This window comes from Blautia pseudococcoides (genome assembly GCF_001689125.2).
GTDB lineage: Bacteria > Bacillota > Clostridia > Lachnospirales > Lachnospiraceae > Blautia > Blautia pseudococcoides.
Window position 1 is genome coordinate 782,252 of sequence record NZ_CP015405.2, and the last position, 26,031, is coordinate 808,282.

Genomic DNA, 26,031 nt, shown 5'->3' on the forward strand with positions numbered 1-26,031 from the left:
GGAGCAGGCAGATATGTCCAGATTAAAGGATTTATTCAAGAAGACTACTAATGTGCAGGAGCCGGAGACTGAGGAGAGCAAAGTGTCCGGGGAAGAGACGTCCGGCAGTGAAAATACACCCTCCGTTCCGGAAGGTTTATGGGTGAAATGCCCGAAGTGCGGAGAACTTCTATACAAGGAAGACGTTGTAAAAAATGATTTTGTATGTCCCAAATGCAAGGGGTATTTCCGGATCAAGGCTAAGACCAGAATCCGCCTGGTGGCGGATAAGGGGTCTTTTAAAGAATGGTGTACAGGGCTTCATGCCTTTAATCCCCTGGACTATCCGGAGTATGAGGAGAAAATCGCAAAACAGCAGGAAAAGACCCATCTGGAGGAGGCCATCCGCATCGGAGAGGCCAGGATTGACGGCACCAGGGTTGTGCTGGGAGTCTGTGACGCCCGTTTTCTCATGGGGAGCATGGGATATGTGGTGGGAGAAAAGATCACCCGTTCTTTTGAGCAGGCCACAGAGGAAAAGCTGCCGGTCATCCTGTTTTGCTGTTCCGGCGGGGCCAGAATGCAGGAGGGTATGGTATCTCTGATGCAGATGGCGAAGACATCCGCTGCCATCAAAAGGCACAGCGAGGCAGGTCTTCTCTATATTCCGGTGCTCACAGACCCGACGACAGGGGGCGTTACAGCCAGCTTTGCCATGCTGGGTGATATGATCCTGGCCGAACCGGGAGCCTTGATCGGTTTTGCAGGCCCAAGGGTTATTGCGCAGACCATTGGGCAGAAGCTGCCGGAAGGGTTCCAGAAAGCGGAATTTCTGGTGGAGCACGGTATTATTGATGGGATCGTGACCAGAAATCTGTTAAAAAAGACGCTGTCCGGTCTTGTTAAATTTCATGAGAGAAAGAACGGTTACTGCCAGTTCACCAGGATCACCCTGCCGGAAGCAGCAGGGGAAGAGGAGAAAAGGCGCAGGCACAGAAATAAGGAAAAGCATATGACTGCCTGGGAGCGCGTGGAGACTGCAAGGGACTCCAAACGTCCCACCAGTCTGGATTATATAGAAACTATTTTTGAAGAGTTTATGGAACTGCACGGAGACCGGGCATTTCGGGATGACGGCGCCATTGTGGGAGGTCTGGCAGTGCTGGACGGGCAGCCGGTAACAGTGATCGGTGTACAGAAGGGGAGAAACACCAAGGATAATATTCTGAGAAACTTTGGTATGCCGTCCCCGGAAGGATACAGAAAAGCACTGCGTCTTATGAAACAGGCAGAAAAATTTAACCGCCCTATCATTAATTTTATTGACACGCCGGGGGCGTTCTGCGGAATTGAGGCGGAGGAGAGAGGGCAGGGGGAGGCCATCGCCAGAAACCTGCTGGAAATGTCTGCTTTGAAAGTACCGGTGCTGAGTATTGTCATCGGCGAAGGCGGAAGCGGCGGTGCGCTGGCTCTGGGGGTAGGCAATGAAGTCTGGATGATGGAAAATGCCACATATTCCGTTCTCTCACCGGAGGGATTTGCATCCATTCTCTGGAAGGACAGCAAGAGAGCAAAAGAAGCGGCAGAGGTCATGAAGATCACAGCCAGAGATTTGAAGGATTTGGGGATCATTGAGCATGTGATCATGGAGGATACGCCTGCCTGCGCGCAGAATCTGCCTCAGATCGCAGAGGATATGAAGAACCGGATGCACCAGTTCCTTACAGAGATGGAAGGAAAGACACCGGAAGAGCTGGCAGCCCTCCGGTACGAGAGATTCAGAAAAATGTGAGCCAGAAAGAGTTAGAATATGAGGAAACCATTAGTTATAGGTGATTTGACAGCTAAAATCCCTGTGATACAGGGCGGCATGGGAGTGGGCATCAGCCTTTCCGGCCTGGCGGGCAGTGTGGCTGCCTGCGGCGGTGTGGGTGTGATATCCACTGCACAGATTGGATGGCGGGAGCCGGATTTTGGAAAACGCCCTTTTGAGGCAAATTACAGGGCCATAGAAAAGGAGATCAGAAAAGCCAGGGAAATTGCAAAAGGCGGTATCATTGGCGTGAACATTATGGTAGCCACCCAGAGATATGAGGAATATGTGAAGACAGCAGTGAAGGCAGGGGTGGATCTGATCATCTCAGGAGCCGGACTGCCCATAGACCTTCCCAAATATGTGGAGGGTACCAAAACAAAGATTGCCCCTATTGTGTCCTCCCTGAAATCCCTGAATGTCATCTGCCGTATGTGGGACAGAAAATATAAGAAAGCACCGGACCTGGTTGTCATCGAGGGTCCAAAAGCAGGCGGCCATCTGGGATTTTCCAGGGAAGAGCTGGATACCTTCACCGATGAATCCTATGATAAAGTGATCCTTTCTATTATAGAGAAGGTGAAAGAATACGGGGAAACATGCAGCAAAAAGATTCCTGTGGTCGTAGCGGGCGGCATATATGACAGGGCGCATATGGACCATGCACTTTCGCTGGGCGCGGACGGGGTACAGATGGGAACCCGCTTTGTGACCACCAAAGAGTGTGATGCAGCGCCGGAATACAAGGAGGCATATCTGAACGCACAGAAAGAGGATATCTGTATTGTACAGAGTCCTGTGGGAATGCCGGGAAGAGCTATCAAAAATCCTTTTATGGACAGGGTGAAGACTGAGAAATGCAGGATTGAACACTGTTACCACTGTATTGTTACCTGCAAACCAGCAGAGATACCATACTGTATCACGCAGGCTTTGGTCAATGCAGCGAAGGGACGGGTGGAGGACGCACTTTTGTTCTGCGGTTCCAATGCATACCGTTCCCATGAAATAGAGACAGTGGAAGAGATTATGGAAGAACTTAGCTGACCACGGTGCAGATCTGTGTGTTTATGAATTTATGAGAAATAGAAGGGGCCCGGCCGATAGCATCGGACCGGGCCTCTAAAAGAGGATCTATTTTATGAAGGCTTCACATGTTGACCTTCATCTTGAATTTTTTCTCGTGGTATCTGCTTCCCTGTTCTCTGCCCTCAGTGTGTTCATCTGCCTCTGCAGTGCTTTTTGTACTGTGAAGAGGATTCAGGTGTGCACTTCCGAATTCTTCTACCATCCAGATGTGGCGGAAGTTCTTTTTCTGCTGAATGGCCTGGCAGAACCGGCCGATCACTAAAATGGTTTTATCGCGTAACCCCGTTTCTGTTGTGCGTCTGGAAGAACGAAGCCAGTATTCCATCAAAGTCCAACAGACTAACAGGAATCCAGTAGCAAAAATCAAAGTGATAATCAATCTTTCCAACATTATGAACACCCCTTTCCACGTTTATTTGTTATCTTTATATTAAATCTTTTAGAAACAATAGTCAATGATCAAATGGAAGAAAAATCAAATTTTCTAAATATTTAAGAGTATAAATATATGTAAACAGTTTACATCACAGAGGCAGTCACCATCTCACGCCAGATATTATCGCAGACGGGGGAGAGGGGCTGTCCTTTGTCATCTGTAAGCAGGGGAAGACGCGCTTCCTCCAGTTCCTCTATGCAGGTGATCTTTCCTTCCGCATAATCCGCCATGCGGGCAGCACAGCTTTTAAGGCGCTCCATCAGACCGCCTAAGCGGATATCCAGGACCTCATAGCCAAAGGCCTTATTTTCCTGAAACCACTGGTCTTTTAATGCGTGTTTAAACTGTTCCACCAGCCCGGCAGTTTTGATGCAGATATCCGCAGTCTGCAGAAGCGCGGCTTTGTCCTCCCCGTCATAGGCTGCCTTTGCTTCAAGTCCAAGGGTGGCTTTTTTTGCCAGCACTTCACTTAGGAGTGCCAGTGTGCGGAACATGCAGGCGTACTCCCCGCCCTTTTGGGCGATCGCCCGGAGTTCTTCGGCACAGTGTCGGTAATGGGATTTAAAGGACTTCATATCCACATGGCAGTCATAGATACCCATAAGAACATCCTGATACAGCAGATATCTGGCAGGGGCTGCACTCATCTTTCCTGGCAGCGGATTATCGGGTGTCAGGTTAGGAAGGTCCAGCTTCAGGAAATCCTCCAGCACAGCCCCGGTACACGCCAGGAAGCGCGGGGCCAGATCACAGTCATTTACCGTCTGCGCATAATTATACTCTGCGAAAAGGGAGAGCACAGGCAGAACGGCAGACTGGGATGCCTCACCGCCGTCATCTCCCCAGCCGGTTACCAGTACATTGGTTATGCCGTGTTTTTGGCATTGCCTGAGGGCAAGGCGGGAGACCTGCATACTGTGGTTCAGAAGCGGCGCGTATCCGTTCCATTTCCAGGCACCGCCGGCAAAGCCCACGTTTCCGGCCAGTTCCCTGTGGTATTTCATCATCTGGTCATAGGTCTTTTCATCTCTGGAATAGTAATCCCAATAGAGAAGTTCCACATTTTGTGGGATTTTCTTTTTGATCTCCTCTGTGATATGAAATTCCTTTCCGTAATATTCTCCGCCGGAGATCATTTTGAAAAACATGTCACTCCACATCATGGCAGTATATCCATACTTTTCACAGATTTCAAGGACGCGGTGCAGATGGCGCTCCATGATGTCAATACGTTCCTCATATCCGAATTGGTTCAGGTAAGCGCCCCGGCCAATCATCTCCGCTTCATCCATCCCAATGTTGATCACACGGCTTTTAAAGGTTTCAGACCAGGTGCGTATCATAGCTTCGATCAATTTATAGGTATCGTCGCTTCCGCACAGGAGAATATCTCCCGTGTCGTGTACCTGTTTAAAGGCAGGCCAGCGGAAAATGGCATTTAAGTGGGCCAATGTCTGGATGCAGGGAACCATTTCAATGCCCAGTGAGGCGGCAAATTCGTCCAGTTCCCGCAGTTCCTGTCTGCTGTACCTGCCCCGGAAATGGCCGAAGTAAGGATAGCCCTCCACCTGGTAAGTATCCTCTGTGTAGAGCATTAGGCGGTCATATCCCATCAGGGAAAGTTTGACCATGAGCCGTCTCAGATGATCAGGGCGGCATACCCCATTGCGGGAGCAGTCAGCCATATAGGTGAGATGTTCAAAGACGGGATGTTCTTCCCTGGCAGCACTGGTGCGGTTTTCCGTTATCCATTCCTTTACAAAACCCAGGCCCCGGAAAAACTCGGAAGTTTTACTGTATGTAATGCTGGCAAAATCCCGGTCCAGGCGGACGGACAGGCCGCTGCCGCCTTTTTCTGCAAGTATTTTTACACGGGATCCCCCGGTCATGTTTTCTTCCAGATATTCCACGGCACATACAGCTCCGGGCATCAGGGACGGGTCTATACATGCAAGGTTAAAAAATTCCATATGCAGTCTCCTTTTCGTGATTCATCGTAATAGAAAACCTGCGAAGCGTAGTTTTTATTATTCGCAGTGCTCTTTCATTGTAAAGGAGTTTCAGGCAGGAGTCAACGAAAGAATCTGCAAAATCAGGAACGATATAACAAATGTGTACAAGGCCGGATAGGGGATACTGGACAAAATATACAAGGATGGCGTACATTATAGGAAAAATGAGTTAAAAAATGACAAAAACAAGGAAAGAACACACATGGTATAAATACAGGGGGATTGCTATACTTTAACTATCAAATCCAAGGGAGGTATTCCTAAATGAAAAAGAAATTGGCAGTATGTTTGTTATGTGGGTTATGTCGGCAGCCATGCTGACAGGATGCGGGGGCAGTGGTGATTCCGGCAGCAAAGAGGCAGAAGCGGATGGTTCCGGGAAGAAATCAGACACCACGCTGACGATCATGGCCAGCCAGGACTGGGTCTATGACGCGGAGATGGAGCTGGGGCAGAAGTTCGAGGAGGAGACAGGAATCAAGGTGGATTATCAGATCGTTCCCTCAGACCAGTATTATAATCTGCTGATGACAAAACTGAACAGCGGTGAAGGCCCCGATATTTTCGGCGGTCAGTCAGGAAGTTATGACCTGGTATCTCAGTACAGCATCGAGAAAAATGCAGTGGAGCTCTCGGGTGAGCCGTGGGTTGCCAATTATGATGAGTTCGCGAAAGAGCAGACAAGTGTGGGCGGAAAGCTTTACGGAGCTACATATTTTGATACCACGACAGATTTTTATGTTGTGTATAACAAGAAGATATTTGAAGAAAATGGTTTAAAAGAGCCAACAACTTTTGCTGAATTTGAGAGCATCTGCCAGACACTTCTGGACAAAGGCATCACACCGTTTTATGAGTGTGCGGGTGACGGGTGGCACCATGTTATGTGGTTCTGTGAAATCGGCGGCAAATACGAAGATCTGCTTCCCGGTATTACAGACAAGCTGAACAATAATGAGACAAAGTTTGCAGATGTGGAAGAGTTTAAGATTGTTTTGGACCAGGTAAAAGAACTGGCTGACAAGGGATATTTCGGAGATAACTATCTGTCTGACGAGTATGCAGACCTGCCTGTGGCGCTGGGCGCCGGCGAATTTGCCATGAGTATGGCAAAACCAGGAACCATCGCCGAGATAGCGGCAGCTTCTGACGGTGCCTACACAGAGGATGATTTCGGTATGTTCCTGATTCCAACCCTGGACAATGACGTACTGAATGTACATCCCTGCGGACCGTCCCGGTTCATTTATTCCGGATCTAAACATGTGGACGAGGCAAAACAGTATCTGGAATATATCACGAAGAAAGAAAGCGTGCAGCACATGATCGACAAGGAGGCAAAGGTGGAGAATCTCCCCTATGAACTGGGACAGACTCCGGCTTACAGTGCTTATACCCAGGAATTTCTGGATTCCTTTGAAAAGCAGGGTGTGGTATTCCAGGATGTCATAAAATATTTGAACCCTCAGTGGGGCGATATCGGACAGGATATGGTATCCATGTTTATCGGGGATATGACGTCAGAGGAAGTTCTGCAGGCAATCGACTCCAGACGTGAGACGCAGGCTAAGGCAGCCGGAGATGAAGCCTGGAATTAAAAAACAATAAGACAAATAAAAAAGTGCACCGCCAAATGGAAACTACTTTGGCGGTGCACTTTTTTGCTAATGCTCCTCAGACTGGCTGCGGAAGGCAGAGGGGCTGGTCCCGGTTGTCTTGCGGAAGGTTTTGCTGAAATGGAACTGGTCGGGATAGCCTGCCTTTTCCCCTACCTCCCGGATAGTCAGGTCTGTGTTCAGCAGAAGATCCCTGGCCTGATGGATGCGTATGTCCGTGAGATATTTCAAAGGGGTGCAGCCTTTGTATTTATTGAACAGTTTTGTCAGGTAGGCGGAACTGAAGCCAAGCTTCTGGGAGAAGATGCTGAAATCCACATCATCCATATAGTGCTCCTTTAGATACAGCGAGGCGTATTCCACCACCTGGGCGGCATTCTGCCCTGTGAGGGAAGTGTCCTCCTCCAGCTCATAAGTCTTTTCCAGTTCCAGTTTTACCTTGCTCAGTGTATTTTCCAGCTGGTCTGCAGCCACTGGTTTCAGAAGGTAATCTATGACGCCCTGGGAGAGAGCTTCTTTTGCGTATTCAAATTCCGCGTAGCCGGACAGGATGACTGTCTTGATACTTGGATATTTCAGATGGATCTCCTTGGCTAACTGCAGGCCGTCCATGACCGGCATGCGGATATCTGTGATGACCAGATGGATATTTTCCTTTTCCAGCCGTTTCAGTGCATCCTGGCCGTTGGTGGTCTGACAGGCAGCATGGAACCCCATATCCAGCTTCTCGATATGGCGCGCCAGGCTTTGCATGAGCAGAATCTCATCCTCCACCAGCATAATATTAAAATGAGATATTTTAATCATTGATCTTTCCTCCTATGGTGACAATAGCTCCGCCTTCCGGCAGATTGCCCAGATTAAAAATGAATACAGCGTGGTAAGTCAGGTAAAAACGTATGTAAATATTCATAAGCCCCATGCCGTCCAGTTCCAGACTGGGGAGCAGGCCGCTTTTCCGGATCTCATTGATTTTCTCCTGGAGAGAGTCAATGACTTCCCTGGAAAATCCTGTGCCGTTGTCCTTTACGGATACGCACCACTCGGTCATATCCATAAAGCCTTCAATGGTAATATGCCATGGAGGTGGTGTGCTCTGCGTGGTAAACTTGACCGCGTTTTCAACCAATAGCTGAATGCAGAGCTTTGGCATGGTGATTTCCAGCATTTCATCCTCCACATCCACATCAAAGGTCAGAGCCCGGCCAAAACGAAGCTTCAGACAGTTTAAGTAGCGGATCGCGTGTTCCAGTTCATCTTCCAGGGTTGAGACGGTCTGCTTGTTGGAAGATATGTAGCGCAGAATAGCAGTGATGTCCATGCACATCTGGCTGATCTCACCGGTCATGCCCTCCTCCGCCATGGCGCTTAAGGTAGCCAGGGAATTGTAGAGAAAATGAGGATTCATCTGGGACTGGAGAGCCAGCATCTGGGACTGAAGCTCCTGTTCCTTTAAAAGCATCATGGAGTGGACTGTATTTTTCTGCCGCTCCTGGAATTCATTCAGGGAATCCCGCAGCTTGTCTATTTCCCGTACATGGGAATCTTCCACGGGAAGCCCTTTCCAGTGGTCCACAAAATCCACATCCGACAGATATTCATACATATGTATCAATGGGCGCCCAAGTCTCTGGGACAGCTTGTAGGCAATGAGATAACAAAGGGAAACCATCAATGCCACGATCAGGAGGATAGGGATCAGGTTCCTGAAAATAGGCGCAAATACCTGGGATTCCTCCACGGCTACGGCAGTGGTGAAGCCGCTTAATTCCATATCGCTGTAGTATACATATTCTTTTCTTCCGCTTATGGTGTTTTTCAGAGTCTTTCTGGAGGCGCCGTCACGGCTGCCATAATAATCAAACAGATCCTCAGATGCCTCTGAAAGGGGAAAGAGCACATTTCCATCCGGGTCATACACTACGAGTTTAATGTTGTAGCTGCTGTCCGGGTGGTAAGCCCGCTCAAATGTGGTGTCATAATACTGCATAACCTCCACAATGCCGGCTGGCTTCCGGTAGTTGTTGAAATAGAGGCGGTACAGGGACAGATAGTACCGGTCTTCGCTGGTTCCGCTGCTGGTGGAGAGAAACGCATTGCGGGACGGAGGGGCCACATAACGGTGCCCGTCACGCTCCATGGTGGGCGCATACCAGTCCTGCCCGGAGGTTTTAATATCCTGATAGCCCATGTAATTGCCGGAGCCTAAGCAGCCCCGGTCCAGGTTATAAAGGTTTATCTGCCGGACCGTACTGTTGGCCCCGCGGATGGAGGTCAAAAGCCCGGTGAGCATGGATGCCGCCTGGGTTTTCATGTACTGTGTCAATGTGCTGTCCGGGTTGGAATAATTTTCAAAAGTATCTTTGATGAGATGGGAATACAGCACATTTATGCTGACAGTATCCATTTGTCCGATCTGCAGGTCCACATCCTTTGCCACAGAGGAGCAGGTCTGCTGGATACTGCTGGTTATGCTGGATTTCATGCTTTTATACTGAACGGCAACAAAGACGGCTGTGGCGGATAAAAGCACGAACAGCATGGTGGCAAGAAAACTTTTTCTGAGGATTTTCTCAATGCTCTTAGGTGATTTGTTCTTTTTTTTCATATGCACTCCCTTGAAAATGATCACTGGAAGAAGTATGGCACATTTGCTGAAGGAATGTCAATATATGGTTAAAAAAATACATAAATTGATTATTCCTGCCCATGTGAGGGAAAGGGATTAAGAGGTAAGATTACAGTATCAAAAGGAAAACAGGGAGGTATTTTAGTGAAAAAGTCAAAAATTTATCCATGGTATTTTGCCCTTGGAGCCTTACTTATTTATTCAGCGCTTTATGTGCTGCCCGGACTGGTCGGTATCGGGTATTCTTTTACAGACTGGTCATCCTATTCCACGGAAGTGCATTTCGTAGGGCTGGAGAATTTCAGGCAGATTCTGGGAAGCAGTGAAAACTATATGAAGTACATAGGAAACACGCTTTTATTTACAGTTGTGACTACAGTGATGAAGACAGGCCTGGCGCTTATATTTGCATTGGCCCTCTCAAAAGACATCAAACTGAAAAATTTCCACAGAGGTGTTATGTACATGCCCTCTGTACTCTCTATCCTGATCATTGGCCTTGTGTTTACTTCCATCCTCAATCCCAAGACAGGGCTTCTCAATGAATTTCTGAGGACTATCGGTATGGAGGGGATGACCCAGAAATGGCTCACAGACCCTAAGATCGCATTTTTCTCTGTTATGGGCGTGGATGTCTGGAGAGGGACCGGGTATATTATGACCATCCTGATCGTGGGTATTTTATCCATATCCACTACCTATTACGAGGCTGCAGGCATTGACGGGGCAGGCGGATTTAAGAAGTTCACAAAAATCACTCTGCCGCTGCTTAGGCCTACACTGGCAGTCACTCTTGTGCTGAATGTGCTGTATGGCCTGAAGGTTTTCGATATGGTGTATGCCCTGACAAACGGAGGACCGGGCCACACTACAGAGGTGATGTACACAGCAGTGTTCAAACAGTTCTCCCAGGGTATGTACGCGGTGGGAACCACGATCAGCTCCATTATGTTCGTATTTATGGTGATCATCGGGTTCTTTATGATCCGGGTGCTCACCGGAAATGAGGTGAAAGAATGATGAACAACAAGACAAAGAAAATGATTTACAGTATACTGAAAAATATTTTGTCATGGATCATTTCCCTGATCATGCTCATTCCGCTGTTTCTGATCATCATCAACGCATTCAAATCAGATGCGGAGGCCATGACTATGACCTTAAAGCTTCCCACCGAGTGGGTATTTACCAACTTTGCAGTGGTCATTGAAAAGGGAAAGCTTCTTACCAGCTTTTTTAACAGTATGCTGTATGCGTGCAGCGCAACGCTCATCACGGTATTTCTGGCAGCCATGGCAGCTTATGTTTTCTCCAGAAGAAGCGGCAAGGGCAATCAGGCTCTTTACATGTACATGGTATTGGGGATCGTGATTCCGATCAACTATGTGGCACTCATGAAAGTCATGCAGATTACACACCTGAACAATACCAGTATTGGGATCATCCTGCTGTATGTGGCGGTGCAGCTTCCGTTTATGGTCTTCCTCATATACGGATTTGTAGGCAAGGTACCTGTGGAGCTGGATGAGGCGGCTGTCATAGACGGGTGCGGGCCGGGAAGGCTGTTTTTCAAAATCGTGCTTCCCATGCTGAAACCGGCAATGGTGACTGCAGGTGTCCTGTGTTTTTTGAACGACTGGAATGAGTTTGTAATGCCCTTGTATTTCCTGAATTCTTCCACAAAATGGCCGATGACACTGGCGGTTTATAACTTTTTCGGACAGTTCCAGAAGAGCTGGAACCTGATCTGCGCTGACATTCTGCTGACCTGTGCGCCGGTTATCATCATGTATCTGGTATGTCAGAAATACATTGTGGGCGGACAGACGGCCGGAGCTGTCAAAGGCTGAGAAGGAGAAAAAAGATGAAAATAACAAGCTATGAAAAGACAGATGACGGTGTAGTGATCTTCACAGAAGACGGACGTTTTTTTATCCAGGGATGCGGTCCTAAAATACTGCGCTGTGTGTATACGAAAAAGGACAGGATTCTGCAGGAGTCAGCCCTTACTATCAGACGGCCCTCATGTCCTCCTCTGAAAGTCAGCGGGGAGGGGGACGGACTGCGGATCCGGGCGCAAAAAGCCAGTCTGGAGATCTGTAAAAAGACCGGGCAGTTCACATTTAGAAAGCCGGACGGAACGCTTCTATTGGAACTGAGCGGGCAGGAGTTGTCGGATACCCCTGTGGAAGTGTATTCCACAGGTAAAGAGAAGCCGGTCATTGAGCGGGTAAAGACCGTGGATGGTGAGAGAAGCTTTGTGAAAAACCTGGCGCCCCGTACGGACCATATGGCATACAGAGCAAAACTGTATTTTTCCTGGCAGGACGAGGAGCAGATCCACGGGCTGGGACAGGGGGAGGAAGGCATTTACGACTACAGAGGGAATGTCCAGTACCTCTACCAGCATAATATGCGTATACCCATACCGTTTCTGGTATCAGACAGGGGATATGGCATTTTAGCTGACTGCGGTTCCCTTATGACATTCGGGGATGATGCCAGAGGTTCCTATCTGTTTCTGGATACTGTGGAACAGCTCGATTATTATTTTATTGCAGGTGATACCCTGGATGAGATTGTGTCGGGCTTTCGGACGCTGACCGGCAAAGCGGTCATGCTTCCTAAGTGGGCATTCGGTTATGTACAGTCAAAGGAGGCTTATAAAAGCCAGCAGGAACTTGTGGATGTGGCAAAGGAATACAGAAAAAGAAAGGTGCCCCTGGACTGTATTGTACAGGACTGGCTTACCTGGGAAGATGGCTGCTGGGGCAATAAAGTGGTGGATAAGACCCGGTATCCGGACTTGCCTCAAGCTATGGAAGAGCTCCACAGGATGCATGTGCACACCATGGTATCAGTTTGGCCGAATATGAATGGGGGAACAGAGAACCATAAAGAATTTGAGGAGGCGGGATACCTGCTACACGACCTTTCCACCTATGATGCATTTCAGGAAGAAGCAAGGAAAATGTACTGGAAGCAGGCGGAAAAGGATTTGTTCTTTGGCGGATTTGATTCCTGGTGGTGTGATTCCACAGAGCCTTTCAGCGGGGCGGACTGGAATGGAGGAGAATTAAGAGAACCCTGGGAGCGGTACGCACTGGTAGGGGGAGAACATAAAAAATTTCTGGGGCCTTTAAAGGCAAACCTTTACGCTGCAGCCCACGCAAAGGGAATTTACGAAAACCAGAGAATGGCGGCACCGGATAAGAGGGTATTAAATCTAACCCGTTCCGGCTATGCCTCCTCCCAGCGGTACGGCACGGTTTTATGGTCAGGGGACACATGTGCCACCTGGAAGAATTTTAAAATACAGATCACAGAGGGACTGAATTTCTGTATGAGTGGAATGCCTTACTGGACGCTGGATATCGGAGGATTCTTCACCGTCAGGGAAAAATGGCAGAACCGGGGATGCAGCTGTAACACGGACCCGGCTCCCAAATGGTTCTGGAAGGGGGATTACGAGGAGGGAGTCAGGGACCTGGGATACCGGGAGCTGTATGTACGCTGGTTTCAGTACGGCGCATTTCTGCCTATGTTCCGCTCACACGGCACAGACACCCCCAGAGAAATCTGGAACTTTGGGGAACCGGGGGAGATGTTTTACGACGCGCTTCTTTCAGCACTGCATCTGCGATACCGCCTGATGCCATATATTTACTCCCTGGCCGGAATGGTTTACTGGGAGGATTATACCATGCTCAGAAGCCTGCTCTTTGATTTTTCCCAGGATAAGACAGCAGGGAGGGTGGATCGTGAGTTTATGTTTGGCAGCAGTCTGCTGATCTGTCCTGTGACGGAGCCTATGTACTATGAGAAGGAGAGCAGGCCTTTAAACAGGGAGAAGACCTGGAAGTGTTATCTGCCCAAAGGTGCAGGGTGGTATGGTCTGCAGGATGGAAACTATTATGAGGGAGGGCAGTGGATAGAGGCAAAAGCGGATATCTCGTCTATCCCTGTGTTTGTGAAAGCCGGCAGTATTCTTCCTATGGAACGGGGGCTTACCTATGCCCAGGAGGAAGTGGACAGTGCGTTAGAATTCCATATCTATCCGGGCAGGGATGTCTGCTTCACCCTCTATGAGGATGCAGGGGACGGATATGACTATGAACAGGGCAGATGCAACCGGATTTCCCTTAAGTGGACGGACGGGGAAAGACTTCTGGAAATAGGGGCAGCGCAATACGACTTTCTGCAGAGTATAAAGCACAGAAAATGCGTGGCTGTGTGCAGCGGGATAAGAAAAGAATTTATTTACAAAGGGGAACCTATGAAGGTTTCCCTGTAGAAAACAGGAAGATGGAGGAAAGAAGTTATGATGTATAAGGAGAACTGGGAACAGACCCGGGAGAAATTTAAAAATTACTGGAAACAGCAGAACACAGGAAGGCCGCTCATGTGCGTGATCGCAAGAAAGCCAGAGATTGAGCCGTATTCCCAAGGAAAACCGGTGGAGGGCGGCTGCCGTGACGTCATCTGCCAGGGGAAATACTATAACCTGCCGGAAGAATTAAAGTGGAAGGACATGGATGACAAGTATTTGGATGCGGACAGAGTGGTTGCAAGGTATCGTCAATTCTGCGAAACCCATGAATTTTTAGGAGAAAGCTTCCCGAATCTGGACGTGGATTTCGGCCCCGGCTCCCTGGCGGCATATCTTGGCTCGGATATTGGATTTAAGGAGGACACGGTATGGTTCAAATCCTGCCTGGAGGATTGGGAGGATGTGCCGGAATTTAAGTATGACCCGGACAGCAAATGGTTTCAAAAGCATCTGGAATTTGTGAAGCGGTGCAAAGAACTGGTTGGGGATGATTTCCTGATCGACATGCCGGATCTGATGGAAAATATAGATGTGCTGGCATCTCTGCGGGGTGCACAGGATATACTGTACGATATGATCGACGAACCGGAGATCATTGAGGAGAGAGTAAAACAGATAGAGAAAATTTACTATGAATATTATGACAGATTTTATGAGATCATCAAGGATCCCCAGGGGGGGAATGCCTATACCGTATTCCAGATTTGGGGGCCGGGCCGGACGGTAAAACTGCAATGTGATTTTTCAGCCATGATGTCTCCCACAAATTTCAGGGATTTTATCCTGGAGCCGCTGAGAAACCAGGCAGCAAAGGCAGACCAGGTGCTCTATCATCTGGACGGACCGGATGCCATCAAACATCTGGACGCTGTTTTGGAGGTGGAAGGCATTTCTGCCCTCCAGTGGACCAGCGGCGATGCAGGCCCGGACGGAACACTTGAGGATTGGGATGTTATTTACGATAAAGCAAGGGCAGCAGGAAAATCCTTGTGGATCAAGGTTTATTCCGGAGAGTTTGAGGACTGGATAAAAAATGTAGACAGAATTGTACAGAAATACGGCTCCCACAGCCTTTTCCTCCTCTTCCCGGAGATGTCTATGGAACAGGCACAGACACTGCTGGCTTACGCGGATGAACACTGGAGTGATGTAAAGGGCACATTTGGCAATTGAAAGAATCCTGTTTCATGAATATTGACTTTTACACCTGTGTATACTATACTGATAATAGTAGTTCGCCGTAGTAATACGGTGAAAACAGGACTTATATATGTTCATAATGCGGGTTGAACGTTTCTACCAGCTACCGAAATAGCTGACTATAAGTCCCCTGATCTTGGGGGCTTTGCAGTCTGGCTTTGGTGGCTGGTTTTTTATTGTTGGCAAAGGCTCCTCATATAGGAGGAAGTGACATGAGAAAAGAGGGAAAAAAGGCAGATACCTTTATATTGAAAGGAAATATCTGCTACAGCAAGACCGAAAAAGAAGTAACTACAATCCCCCATGCATATCTGGTATGCAGGGACGGCATCTGCCAGGGCGTATTTGAGAGTCTGCCGGATGATTACAAAGAGTATCCCCTGACAGATTACGGGGATGCGCTGATCCTTCCCGGGCTGGTGGATCTGCACCTGCATGCACCCCAGTATGCGTTTACAGGGCTTGGCATGGATATGGAGCTTCTGGAGTGGCTGGATACCAGGACATTTCCCGAGGAGGGCAGGTACGGGGATATGGAATATGCCCAAAAAGCATACCGTATTTTTACAGAAGATCTGAAAAAAAGCGCAACCACCAGGGCTTGTATCTTTGCCACACGCCATGTTCCGGCTACCATTCTCTTGATGGATATGCTGGAGGAGGCAGGTCTGCAGGCAATGGTGGGAAAAGTAAATATGGACCGGAATGCGCCGGACTATCTCTGTGAGGACAGCCCGGAAAAATCCGCGGAGGACACCCTTTTGTGGCTGAGGGAAGTAAAGGGGAAATACAAGAATGTAAAACCAATCCTTACCCCCCGGTTTATTCCAAGCTGTTCGGACCGTCTGATGGAAATGCTGAGTGAGATCCGCAGGGAATATGACCTTCCGGTGCAGTCCCACCTCTCTGAAAATAAAGGAGAGATCACATGGGTGAAGGAGCTTTGCCCCTGGTCTTCTTTTTACGGGGATGCGTATGAGCGGTTCGGCATGTTCGGGGGAACCTATCCGGCTGTCATGGCACACTGTGTGCATCCTACGGAGGAAGAGATCGCACTTATGAAGAAAAACCAAGTCTTTGCCGCTCATTGTCCTCACTCCAACACGGATTTGTCTTCCGGGGCCGCACCCATTCGGAGATATCTTAAGGAAGGCATACGCGTGGGACTGGGGAGTGATATTGCCGGGGGCCATGTGCTCTCCCTGTTTCAGGTGATGGTGGGGGCTGTGCAGGCTTCCAAACTCCGCTGGCGGCTGCTGGATGAAACACAAAAGCCGCTCATGGTAGAGGAAGTGTTTTATATGGGTACAAAGGGAGGCGGTGCCTTCTTTGGACAGGTGGGAAGCTTTGAAAAAGGATATGAATTTGACGCGGTGATCGTGGATGACACCAGATTGGAGACGCCCAGGGAACTGTCTTTGAAAGAGCGTCTGGAGCGTGTGGTATATCTGTCAGATGACAGGGATATAGCCGGGAAATATGCGGCAGGGAGAAGGATCATTTAATTATTTTATACGGTGTACAGGAGATACTGGCTGTTCACCGCCGGAAAAGAGGGATGATGTATGGGAGTTGGCAGTTCAATGAATCGTGTGGACGCCTGGGAGAAGGTCACGGGTCAGGCGAAATACACGGCAGATTTGATGCCGCAGAATTTGTATACGGCAAAAGTGGTGCACAGCACCATTGGGAACGGATGGGTAAAAAGTTTTGATCTGGAGGATGCTTTGAAGGTACCCGGTGTGATAAAGATCGTCACCTGTTTTGATGTGCCGGATATCCAGTTTCCCACACCGGGGCACCCCTGGTCCGTGGAGAAGGCGCACCAGGATATCAAGGACAGAAAGCTGTTAAACCGACGGGTTCGCATGTACGGGGATGATATTGCGGCTGTCATCGCGGAGGATGAGATCGCAGCCAGGCGGGCAGCGGATAAGATCAAAGTGGAGTATGAAGAATACCCGGTGATTTTGGATCCGGAGGCATCCATGAAAGAGGGCGCGCCTCTTCTGCATGAGGAGAAGCCGGGAAACGTGATCGCACACACCGGTTTTGTGCTGGGAGACGAAAGCTTTGAAGAGGCTGTAAAAGAGCAAGGTCTGACCATAATAGAAAAGGAATACAGAACCCAGCCGGTTCAGCACTGCCATATAGAGGTGCCGGTTTCCTATGCCTATATGGAGAAAGGGCGGATCGTTATTGTGACCTCCACCCAAATCCCCCATATTGTGAGACGGGTGGTCAGTCAGGCTCTTGGGATCCCCGTCGGTCAGATCCGGGTGATAAAGCCTTATATAGGAGGCGGTTTCGGCAACAAGCAGGATGTGCTTTACGAGCCTCTGAACGCATTTTTATGTACCCAGACAGGCGGTCACGGCGTCAGGCTGGAACTGTCCAGGGAGGAGACCCTTGGCTGTACCCGTGTGCGCCATGCATTTACCTGGAAGATCAAGGGTGCAGTGCGGGAAGACGGCACACTGGTAGCACGGAAATATGTGGCATATTCCAACCAGGGTGCATATGCATCCCATGCCCACGCCATTGCAGCCAACGCGGCCAATATTTTTAAACAGCTTTACCGGGATGAGAAGGTTCTGGAATCTGACAGCTACACGGTCTACACAAACCTGATGACAGGCGGAGCCATGCGGGGATACGGGATTCCGCAGGGGGATTTTGTGACCGAGTGTGTGGCGGATGATCTCGCCCATGCAGTGGGCATGGATCCTCTGGCATTCCGGCTGAAAAATTGTGTGAAAGAGGGATACATTGACCCTCATCTGGGCATTGCGTTCCATTCTTACGGACTGAAAGCCTGTATTGAAAAGGGAAAGGACTATATCCGCTGGGAGGAGAAAAGGAAGACTTATGAAAAGCAGTCCGGGCCTGTGAGAAGAGGCGTGGGGATGGCGATTTTCAATTATAAGACAGGGGTTTATCCCATCTCCCTTGAGACTTCATCCTGCCGTATGGTCCTGAATCAGGACGGTTCCATGCAGCTTTTCATGGGGGCGACAGAAATCGGTCAGGGTGCTGATACGGTGTTTACCCAGATGGCGGCAGAGGTCACCGGGATCACGGAGGACAGGATACATATTGAGACCGTGCAGGATACGGATACCACACCTTTCGACACGGGGGCCTATGCTTCCAGACAGACATATGTGAGCGGAAAAGCGGTTAAAAAGACAGGTGAATTGTTCAAACAGAGAATACTGGAATATGCGGCATTTAAATTGAAACTGCCAAAAGAAGATGGGCCGGCAGCCGCAGCGGAGGATTCTGGAACATCCGGCAAAAGTACAGAGACTACGGCCTGGAAGATGCTGAATATAAAGGAAGATCAGGTAATTGACAAAGCTTCGGGGGAGGTCCTGCTTTCCCTTGCGGAACTGGCGGAAGAAGCGCTTTACAGCCTGGAAAAATCGGTGCATATCACGGCGGAGACCACCAGCCACTGCAAAGAAAATTCCTTTGCTTCAGGCGTCTGTTTTGCAGAGGTGGAAGTGGATATGCCGCTTGGCAGAATCCGGGTGCTGGATATTATCAATGTGCACGACAGCGGGAAACTGATAAATCCCGGCCTTGCCAGAGCCCAGGTACACGGAGGGATGAGCATGGGCATGGGGTATGCCCTGAGTGAAGAACTGCTGGTGGACGGGAAGACAGGAAGACCGCTGAATGCCAACCTGCTGGACTATAAGATACCCACAGCCATGGATACCCCCGGGCTGCATATGGATTTTGTGGAATTAGATGACCCTACAGGTCCTTTCGGAAACAAAGCCCTGGGTGAACCGCCGGCTATTCCGGTGGCTCCGGCTATCAGGAATGCAGTGCTTCATGCCACGGGGATCCCTTTTGATTCCCTGCCTCTGTCACCCCAGAAACTGGTGGAACGGTTTCTGAAAGAGGGGCTGATCGGGGGAGAAAAGGGTGCTGTGAAAGGGGGCGGGACACATGTATGACATTGAAAAATATTATCAGGCCAGAGATGTAAAAGACGCTGTGAGAGCGCTTGAGGCAGATAGGGATGCCGTAGTGATCTCCGGCGGAAGTGATGTGCTGATCAAAATCAGGGAAGGAAAACTTGCCGGCTGTTCACTTGTGAGTATCCATGGGATTCCGGCTCTGAATGGGGTCAGGATGGAGGGGGACGGGACCGTTGTGATTGGTCCTGCCACCACATTTTCCCACCTCACCTATGACCCTGTCATCCGGCAGTATATTCCTGCACTTGGCTGGGCTGTGGACCAGGTGGGAGGCCCCCAGATACGGAATATAGGAACCATTGGGGGAAATGTCTGTAACGGTGTGACCAGCGCGGACAGCGCCGCGGTTCTCTTTACGCTGAACGCGGTTTTGGAACTGACAGGTGAAGAGGGCACGAGAAAGGTGCCTGTTACAGAGTTTTATACCGGTCCGGGCCGGACGGTACGGGAACACGCAGAGATTCTTACCGCTATTAAAATCACCAGGGAAAACTACGAAGGATTTTACGGGCATTATACTAAATATGGAAAACGGAATGCTATGGAGATCGCCACCCTGGGCTGTGCGGTACATGTGAAATTAAGTGAAGATAAAAAACAAATGGAAGACTTCCGGCTGGGGTTCGGGGTGGCTGCGCCTACACCCATACGCTGTTATCAGACGGAGAAAAGGGTAAAAGGCATGGATATAACAAACCCGGAATTATACGAGAGGATACGGGAAGGGGCAGTATCGGAGGTGACACCCCGTTCAAGCTGGCGCGCATCCAGGGAATTCCGCCTTCAGCTTGTGCGTGAGCTGTCTGTGCGTACTGCAAAAGAAGCCATAGAAAAAGCAGCGGGAGGTGAGGCGGATGCTTAAGATCATAACCATGACGGTCAACGGCAAGGAGACAGAACTGGCTGTTGATGACAGGGAAGCACTTCTGGATACACTGAGAAACCGGCTGGCACTTACCAGTGTAAAACGGGGCTGTGAAGTGGGGGAGTGCGGAGCCTGTACCGTTTTAGTGGATGGAGAGGCAATTGATTCCTGTATTTATCTGACCATGTGGGCAGAGGGAAAGCATATCATGACGGTTGAGGGCTTAAAGGGCAGAGACGGGGAGCTTTCCCCCATCCAGAGAGCTTTTGTGGAGGAGGCGGCAGTCCAGTGCGGCTTCTGCACGCCGGGTCTCATTATGAGCGCTGTGGAGATCGTGGGAACAGGGAAAAGATACAGCAGAGAGGAACTGAAAAAGCTCATATCCGGTCATCTGTGCCGCTGTACAGGATATGAAAATATTCTGAATGCCATGGAACGGATCGTGGAGGAGACTTACCGGACAGTGAACAGTAACAGAATTTAATAAAAATGTTTCAGCGGGACACGTCTGCATACAGGCAGCGTGTCCCCCTTTTTATGTCAGATTGATCTTTTTCTGATGAAAGGCCTTTCTGTATTGCGTGGGGGTGATCCCCTCATAGCGTTTAAACAGCTTCATAAAATATTTCTCATCTGAGAACCCGCACATATCCGCAATCCGGTAAATAGACAGGGTACGGTTGGTGAGCAGATTTTTTGCCACGGCGATCCGTGTACGGTTCACATATGTGAGAATGGGATATCCGGTGTATTTCTTGAAAATATTGGTCAGATAAGTGGGATGATACCCGAATTGTTCCGCAATGGAAGCTACGCTGAGCGGCTGGTCGTAATGGGTGCGGATCCATTCTATGACATCCAGAACATGGACGGGAACGCTGGAATCCAGAAAACGGTTGATCTGGAAAGATTCATTTGTAGCTTCCATGAGGAGCAGGTTCAGAGCATAGTGGCACCGCCATGTGGGCATATAATTTTCCCTTTTGGCAATATCAAGAAGCTGCACGAAGAGAAGCCGTGAACGCTTCTCCACAGATAACTCCCCGTATTCGGGAAGTAGAAAATTTTCCCTGGGGGGGGGTAGAAGTGATATCTGTAGATTCCTTGAAAATAGGGCGGTTCCTCAGAAGACTGCCCCTGTTATAGATGGAATAATCCGGGTCTTTTACATAGAAGTGCACCCAGTAATAAGACAGTTCCCCCTCTGTCTGACGGTATCCGTAATGGAGCGTATCAGGAAAAAGCAGGATGAATTCGTTCTCCCTCACGTCATAATTTGTCATGTTTTGGGTAATGTGCAGGGTCCCTTTTATTACAATGATCAAAACAAAAGAATCAATGTTTCTTTTTGGGTGTACAAAACCATCTTTGCTTGCCAGGTTGCCGCAGGAGATATATTCCACCGGTTTGCTGGCATCAGAAATAAAATAGAGCATGGTATCCCCTCCTGGAGTGTGTTTGAAAATGCATTCCCACAAATCTGCACGCCCCATTTTGCCGAAAGCAATTTTCAAACACACTCTTGTCTTGTTTTATAGTATCACAAAATCGCAGACTATGAACAGGGAAAATGGCAGATAATTGGAAATGACCACTTTTTCTTGTGTATTGTACGTTGTTTGAGAATTTCAGTATGGTAACATAATGTCATCAAATAAAAAAGCGCTTGCAAGCAGAGGAACTGATAATAAGAATGATAGATCAGGAGGGTTTATAACATGAAAAAGAGACAGATCATGGCGTTAGCTCTGGCAGCAGCAATGGCAGCAGCGGCTGTAACAGGCTGTGGTGCGCCGTCCAGACCGGACGGCTCCGGTGAGGCAGGCAGTACAGATGCTTCCTCTGATCCGGGTGGAGAGTCAAAAGATGGTGTGGTGGAACTTACCTTTATGGGGTGGGAGGCGTCCCCTCTGGAAACCCAGGCCGTGAAGGACGGCATTGCGGCTTTTGAAAAAGAGAACCCTAATATAGAGGTAAATTATACACCTGGACTTGCCGGTTCTGAATACAATGCAAAACTGCTTTCCTCGGCAGCCGCCGGTTCCCTGCCGGATGTTATGTTCGTGGCAGCGGAGAGTTACCGTACCATTGTCTCAAAAGGGGCACTGTGGGATATTACAGATCAGTTTGATGAAAATTATCCGCTGGATGATTTCATAGATTCCTCCCGCCAGATCATGGAGGTGGACGGGCATGTGTATGGGATCTCATCCTGTACCGTATCTCCCATAGTCTACTACAATAAAGATGTATTTGACGCAGAAGGACTGGAATATCCCAGTGCAGACCCGGAGAATTGCTGGACCATTGAGGAATTCAGGGATATTGCGAAAAAGCTCACATCAGATGATATATACGGTGTGTACGGACTGGAAACGGTGGCAGATACTTTGAACGCACAGCTCCTTTCAAACGGGGGGACCAGATACAATGAAGATTACACCAAGAGCACAATGAACTCCCCGGAGAACAAAGAAGTGTTTGAGACCATCAAGGCGATCCGTACGGAGGACGGTTCCGCGCCGGATGCTTCCACCTTAGACGCTGTGGGAATGTCCGCAAAACAGATGCTTCAGACAGGTAAAGTAGCGATGCTGGTGGATGGTTCCTGGTCCCTTCAGGAGCTGGCTGCATCCGATATGAATATTGGGATGGCTCCCCTTCCGTCTTACGGAAAAGTGCTAACCACAGGGCAGGCCCATCTGCATTGTATTTCAGATACCAGCAAACATAAAGAGGAGGCCTGGAAATTCCTTCAGTTCCTGTCTGGAATGGATTATCAGGGAGCACTTGTAAAGAGCGGACTGTGGATGCCCAACCGCTATTCTATGTATGAGGATGACGCAGTGGCACAGTGGTATGATGAGAAAGTACATGGGGACAGCTACAAACAGATGCTTACATATTTCAAAGATGCAGTTGTTGACCCCACAGCCTTACAGCTCACCTCACAGGCAAGGGATATTATTGCGGAAGAGACGGATATGTACTTTAAACAGGACCAGGATATTGATTTGACATTAGAGAATATGGATACCAGAATCGACGAGGCAATTCAAGACGCATTACAGCAGTAAGTGGTAAAATTTGATGCATCCTGCACACTGCTTTGTGCAGGATGCATTTTTATGCGGACAGGTGTCTGGCACTGCGTGTGTCATGAATCGGGAACAGATTTACGCACCGCAGTACCGGTCTGGGACAGGAGGGTAAGAGTGGGAAATACAAAGAAAATAAGTAAGTTAAAGGATGACAGCAAATGGGCCTGGCTCATGCTGGCTCCAAATGTGATCGGATTCTTGTTATTTATGCTGATACCGGTGGTGGCAACCCTGGTCCTCAGCTTTACGAAATATGATATGCTGACAACGCCCCAATTTATAGGGCTTCAGAACTACATTAACATGGCAAAAGACCCTATTATCTGGGAAGTAACGAAAAATACCATTATTTATACAGTGATCACCGTACCTATCGGCATGTGTTTTTCTTTGCTTTTGGCGGTTATGCTGGACCGTGAGATCGGATTCCGCAGATTTTACAGGGCGGCGTTTTTTCTTCCGGCAATTACATCCATGGTTGTTGTTGCCATTGTGTGGCAGTGGATTTATAACCCGGACTACGGTATTTTGAATTACGTGTTATCCCTGTTTGGGATTCAGGGGCCAAAATGGCTGTTAAACAGTTCCACATCCCTGATTTCCCTGGCGATCGTGGGGATATGGAAAAATGCAGGCTACAATATGATCATTTTCCTGTCAGGACTCCAGGGCATCTCCACCAGTTATTATGAAGCATCAGAACTGGACGGGGCAAATAAATGGCAGCAGTTCAGGTATATAACCTTGCCTATGCTGCGCCCTACAACCTTCTTTATTTTTGTCATGTCCATTATCAGCTCCTTCCAGGTATTTGACCAGGTAATGCTTATGACAAAGGGCGGGCCGGGACGTTCTTCCTCTGTTTTGGTACATTATCTGTATCAGAATGCCTTCCAGTATTTTAAACTGGGCTATGCCTGTGCGATCGCGTATCTGCTGTTTTTCATTGTTATGATCATAACAGTGTTCAATATGCGCATGGAAAAGAACATGCGGGAAATTTATTAGAGGGGGGATCGGGTCATGAGTAATAAGAAAAAAAAGCTGATTGGTAAAGTGACAGCTCATCTGATCCTGATCTTGGGGTCTGTGATCATGCTGGTTCCCTTTTTCTGGATGCTGTCTTCATCTTTTAAAAGTCTTGGGGAAGTGTTTGTATTCCCGCCGACTTTGTTTGGAGAGCGTCTGGTGTGGGAAAATTACACGCAGATTTCCGGCAGGTTTGATTATTTCGCATATTTCCTGAACAGTGTAAAAGTGTCTGCCTGGGTTGTGTTTTTTCAGGTGTTTACATCTGCCACGGCAGGTTATGTGTTCGCGAAGATGAATTTTAAGGGCAGGGATAAAATTTTTACGTTGTATCTGGCAACTATGATGATCCCGTTCCATGTAACGGTTATCACAAACTTCCTGCAGATGTCTATGTATGGGCTGGTGAACACCCTGTGGTCCCTGATGCTTCCTGCATCTGTTTCTGCCTTCGGAACGTTCCTTATGCGGCAGTTTTTTATCACTGTGCCAAATGAGCTGGTGGAGGCTGCCAAAATTGACGGCTGCAATCCCATTGTGACATTCTTAAGGATTGCGTTTCCCATGGCAAAGTCCACCATTGCCACGCTGTGTATTTTCTGTTTTATGAATGTTTGGAACGATTATTTTACACCGCTTATTTACATTAATGACGCCAGAAAATATACGCTGCCTCTGGGACTTGCCAGCATGAAGGGCATGTATTCCACGGACTGGCCTGTGCTCATGGCGTCCTCAGTGATCGCGGTACTGCCGGTGCTGATCGCATTTTTATGCGCCCAGGATGCCTTTGTAAAAGGTGTTATGATGTCGGGAATGAAAGACTGATATACAGGAAAGGGAGATGATACGATGAGTTTTATGGAATATGATTCCCCGGTTATGGCAGGGATTGGCAAGGTGACGGATATCTTATGGCTCAGCCTCCTGTGGTTTCTCTGCTGTCTGCCGGTTGTGACCATAGGGGCATCCACCACGGCCCTTTACTACACATCGGTGAAAGCGGTCCGAAAGAACAGGGGATATGTGACCAGGACATTTTTTCATGCATTCAGAATGAACTTTTTTCCCGCATTGGGTATCTGGGTCCTGTATCTGCTGGGGATTTTATTATTCTATATGAATTTTATATTTGCGGCAGCGATCAGGGATGAGAGTTTCCGGTTTTTTACCACAACAGTTTATGGATGCCTGGCCTTTGCCGTATTATCCATTGGATGTTATGCATTTCCCGTTCTATCCAGATGCAGTATGAAATGTTTTGAGATACTGCGGTTTTCTGCCGGGTTAATGGTAAAACATTTTCCGTATACGCTCCTCATGGTCCTGACTGTGGTATTGTGTGCGGTGGTCATGTGGTATATCCCCTTGTCCGCTTTTTGCCTTCCTGTTGTGGGAACACTGTTATTCTCTGTTTTTATGGAAAAAATTCTGATTCGCTACACGCCTGAAACAGAAAAATGCGGCTGGTACGCGGAGCAGTAAAATAAGATTGGAGATGAAATATGAGTAAATTAAAAATGGCAAAAGGCTGTCAGGTCAAAGTCTTTGACCCTGAGTTGGTACGCCGCCGATCCCGAAAGGAATCCATGTAGATCATCTGCCGGGCAGGCCGGATATGGCTGCTTTTCTGGACGGACCTGTGGTGCTGGCCGGGCTGTGCGGGGAGGAGCGCACCTTGTACGTGGATCCGCAGGAACCGGAGCAGGTTCTGGTCAGTGACAATGAGAGGGAGTGGGCTTACTGGCAGAATACATATAAGACCATCGGGCAGGACACAGGCATCCGGTTTGTTCCGCTCCGTCAGGTGGGGTATGAGGAATATCAAATTTATTTTCCGCTTAAAGGGAAAAATCATGATTCCCCACTTGAAAAGTAGAAAACCTTACGGTATAATCTCAATGATATGGGGTATTTGGCCAATGTCCATGTACCCCTTT

At 48.7% G+C, this 26,031-nt stretch carries 22 protein-coding genes and 1 riboswitch; of the genes, 16 read left to right on the plus strand and 6 right to left on the minus strand.

Annotation, left to right across the window (positions count from 1 at the left end):
• Nucleotides 1–13: 13 nt before the first annotated feature.
• Both A4V09_RS03590 and A4V09_RS03595 read left to right on the plus strand, forming a co-directional pair.
• Nucleotides 14–1,771 carry an acetyl-CoA carboxylase carboxyltransferase subunit alpha gene (locus A4V09_RS03590; RefSeq protein WP_065541137.1) on the plus strand — a complete coding sequence of 586 codons (1,758 nt, stop codon included), beginning with the start codon at nucleotides 14–16 and terminating at the stop codon, nucleotides 1,769–1,771.
• Between the two features lie 18 nt (nucleotides 1,772–1,789).
• Entirely contained in the window at nucleotides 1,790–2,839 is a 1,050-nt protein-coding gene (locus A4V09_RS03595) for an NAD(P)H-dependent flavin oxidoreductase (protein ID WP_065541138.1), read from the plus strand.
• 103 nt (nucleotides 2,840–2,942) lie between these two features.
• On the opposite strand, the gene A4V09_RS03600 is transcribed toward A4V09_RS03595, so the two are convergent.
• Nucleotides 2,943–3,272 carry a hypothetical protein gene (locus A4V09_RS03600; RefSeq protein WP_065541139.1) on the minus strand — a complete coding sequence of 110 codons (330 nt, stop codon included), beginning with the start codon at nucleotides 3,270–3,272 and terminating at the stop codon, nucleotides 2,943–2,945.
• A 128-nt stretch (nucleotides 3,273–3,400) separates the two neighbouring features.
• Complete coding sequence (locus tag A4V09_RS03605) at nucleotides 3,401–5,287, minus strand: beta-N-acetylhexosaminidase (RefSeq protein WP_065541140.1); 1,887 nt, start codon at nucleotides 5,285–5,287, stop codon at nucleotides 3,401–3,403.
• 326 nt (nucleotides 5,288–5,613) lie between these two features.
• Here A4V09_RS03605 and A4V09_RS03610 point away from each other — a divergent pair, with 326 nt between their 5' ends.
• Entirely contained in the window at nucleotides 5,614–6,927 is a 1,314-nt protein-coding gene (locus tag A4V09_RS03610) for an ABC transporter substrate-binding protein (RefSeq protein WP_065541141.1), read from the plus strand.
• 66 nt (nucleotides 6,928–6,993) lie between these two features.
• Here A4V09_RS03610 and A4V09_RS03615 read toward each other — a convergent pair whose 3' ends face one another.
• Both A4V09_RS03615 and A4V09_RS03620 read right to left on the minus strand, forming a co-directional pair.
• The gene (locus tag A4V09_RS03615; RefSeq protein WP_065541142.1) at nucleotides 6,994–7,752 is read right to left on the minus strand and encodes a response regulator transcription factor; all 759 of its coding nucleotides are present in this window, start codon (nucleotides 7,750–7,752) and stop codon (nucleotides 6,994–6,996) included.
• Nucleotides 7,745–9,553 (minus strand): cache domain-containing sensor histidine kinase, encoded by a 1,809-nt coding sequence (locus A4V09_RS03620; RefSeq protein ID WP_065541143.1) that lies wholly within the window; start codon nucleotides 9,551–9,553, stop codon nucleotides 7,745–7,747. Before A4V09_RS03620 ends, A4V09_RS03615 begins: the two co-directional genes overlap by 8 nt.
• A 165-nt stretch (nucleotides 9,554–9,718) precedes the next feature.
• Between A4V09_RS03620 and A4V09_RS03625 the strand changes: the two genes are divergently transcribed.
• The 8 genes from A4V09_RS03625 (at nucleotide 9,719) to xdhC (ending at nucleotide 20,445) form a co-directional block, all read left to right on the plus strand.
• A complete protein-coding gene (locus A4V09_RS03625; protein ID WP_065541144.1) occupies nucleotides 9,719–10,594 on the plus strand; it encodes a carbohydrate ABC transporter permease in 876 nt (291 codons plus the stop codon).
• On the plus strand, nucleotides 10,591–11,424 hold the full coding sequence (locus A4V09_RS03630) for a carbohydrate ABC transporter permease (RefSeq protein ID WP_084043423.1): 834 nt from the start codon (nucleotides 10,591–10,593) through the stop codon (nucleotides 11,422–11,424). Before A4V09_RS03625 ends, A4V09_RS03630 begins: the two co-directional genes overlap by 4 nt.
• A gap of 14 nt (nucleotides 11,425–11,438) precedes the next feature.
• On the plus strand, nucleotides 11,439–13,868 hold the full coding sequence (locus A4V09_RS03635) for a glycoside hydrolase family 31 protein (RefSeq protein ID WP_065541145.1): 2,430 nt from the start codon (nucleotides 11,439–11,441) through the stop codon (nucleotides 13,866–13,868).
• 27 nt (nucleotides 13,869–13,895) lie between these two features.
• A complete protein-coding gene (locus A4V09_RS03640; RefSeq protein WP_065541146.1) occupies nucleotides 13,896–15,077 on the plus strand; it encodes a trimethylamine corrinoid protein 2 in 1,182 nt (393 codons plus the stop codon).
• Nucleotides 15,078–15,148: 71 nt separating this feature from the next.
• Nucleotides 15,149–15,246: riboswitch (purine riboswitch) on the plus strand.
• A gap of 70 nt (nucleotides 15,247–15,316) precedes the next feature.
• Nucleotides 15,317–16,609 carry an amidohydrolase family protein gene (locus tag A4V09_RS03645; protein WP_065541147.1) on the plus strand — a complete coding sequence of 431 codons (1,293 nt, stop codon included), beginning with the start codon at nucleotides 15,317–15,319 and terminating at the stop codon, nucleotides 16,607–16,609.
• Nucleotides 16,610–16,669: 60 nt separating this feature from the next.
• Nucleotides 16,670–19,072 carry a xanthine dehydrogenase subunit XdhA gene (xdhA, locus tag A4V09_RS03650; protein ID WP_065541148.1) on the plus strand — a complete coding sequence of 801 codons (2,403 nt, stop codon included), beginning with the start codon at nucleotides 16,670–16,672 and terminating at the stop codon, nucleotides 19,070–19,072.
• A complete protein-coding gene (xdhB, locus tag A4V09_RS03655; protein ID WP_065541149.1) occupies nucleotides 19,065–19,958 on the plus strand; it encodes a xanthine dehydrogenase subunit XdhB in 894 nt (297 codons plus the stop codon). Before xdhA ends, xdhB begins: the two co-directional genes overlap by 8 nt.
• Nucleotides 19,951–20,445, plus strand: a complete 495-nt coding sequence (gene xdhC / locus A4V09_RS03660) for a xanthine dehydrogenase subunit XdhC (protein WP_065541150.1) — start codon at nucleotides 19,951–19,953, stop codon at nucleotides 20,443–20,445. The genes xdhB and xdhC overlap by 8 nt, the downstream gene beginning before the upstream one ends.
• Before the next feature lie 51 nt (nucleotides 20,446–20,496).
• Here xdhC and A4V09_RS03665 read toward each other — a convergent pair whose 3' ends face one another.
• Entirely contained in the window at nucleotides 20,497–20,994 is a 498-nt protein-coding gene (locus tag A4V09_RS03665; RefSeq protein WP_157123445.1) for an AraC family transcriptional regulator, read from the minus strand.
• Nucleotides 20,954–21,397, minus strand: coding sequence for an AraC family ligand binding domain-containing protein (locus A4V09_RS03670; RefSeq protein WP_198168569.1), 444 nt, complete (start codon nucleotides 21,395–21,397; stop codon nucleotides 20,954–20,956). Before A4V09_RS03670 ends, A4V09_RS03665 begins: the two co-directional genes overlap by 41 nt.
• Before the next feature lie 282 nt (nucleotides 21,398–21,679).
• On the opposite strand from A4V09_RS03670, the gene A4V09_RS03675 reads away from it, so the two are divergent.
• The 5 genes from A4V09_RS03675 (at nucleotide 21,680) to A4V09_RS03695 (ending at nucleotide 25,970) form a co-directional block, all read left to right on the plus strand.
• The gene (locus A4V09_RS03675) at nucleotides 21,680–23,038 is read left to right on the plus strand and encodes an ABC transporter substrate-binding protein (protein WP_065541151.1); all 1,359 of its coding nucleotides are present in this window, start codon (nucleotides 21,680–21,682) and stop codon (nucleotides 23,036–23,038) included.
• Between the two features lie 138 nt (nucleotides 23,039–23,176).
• On the plus strand, nucleotides 23,177–24,070 hold the full coding sequence (locus A4V09_RS03680) for a carbohydrate ABC transporter permease (protein WP_084043774.1): 894 nt from the start codon (nucleotides 23,177–23,179) through the stop codon (nucleotides 24,068–24,070).
• Nucleotides 24,071–24,085: 15 nt separating this feature from the next.
• Entirely contained in the window at nucleotides 24,086–24,919 is an 834-nt protein-coding gene (locus A4V09_RS03685; RefSeq protein ID WP_065541152.1) for a carbohydrate ABC transporter permease, read from the plus strand.
• Nucleotides 24,920–24,943: 24 nt separating this feature from the next.
• Nucleotides 24,944–25,576 (plus strand): YesL family protein, encoded by a 633-nt coding sequence (locus tag A4V09_RS03690; protein ID WP_065541153.1) that lies wholly within the window; start codon nucleotides 24,944–24,946, stop codon nucleotides 25,574–25,576.
• Nucleotides 25,577–25,709: 133 nt separating this feature from the next.
• Nucleotides 25,710–25,970: a hypothetical protein gene (locus A4V09_RS03695; RefSeq protein WP_065541154.1), complete on the plus strand. Its 261-nt coding sequence runs from the start codon at nucleotides 25,710–25,712 to the stop codon at nucleotides 25,968–25,970.
• The last annotated feature ends 61 nt before the right edge of the window (nucleotides 25,971–26,031 follow it).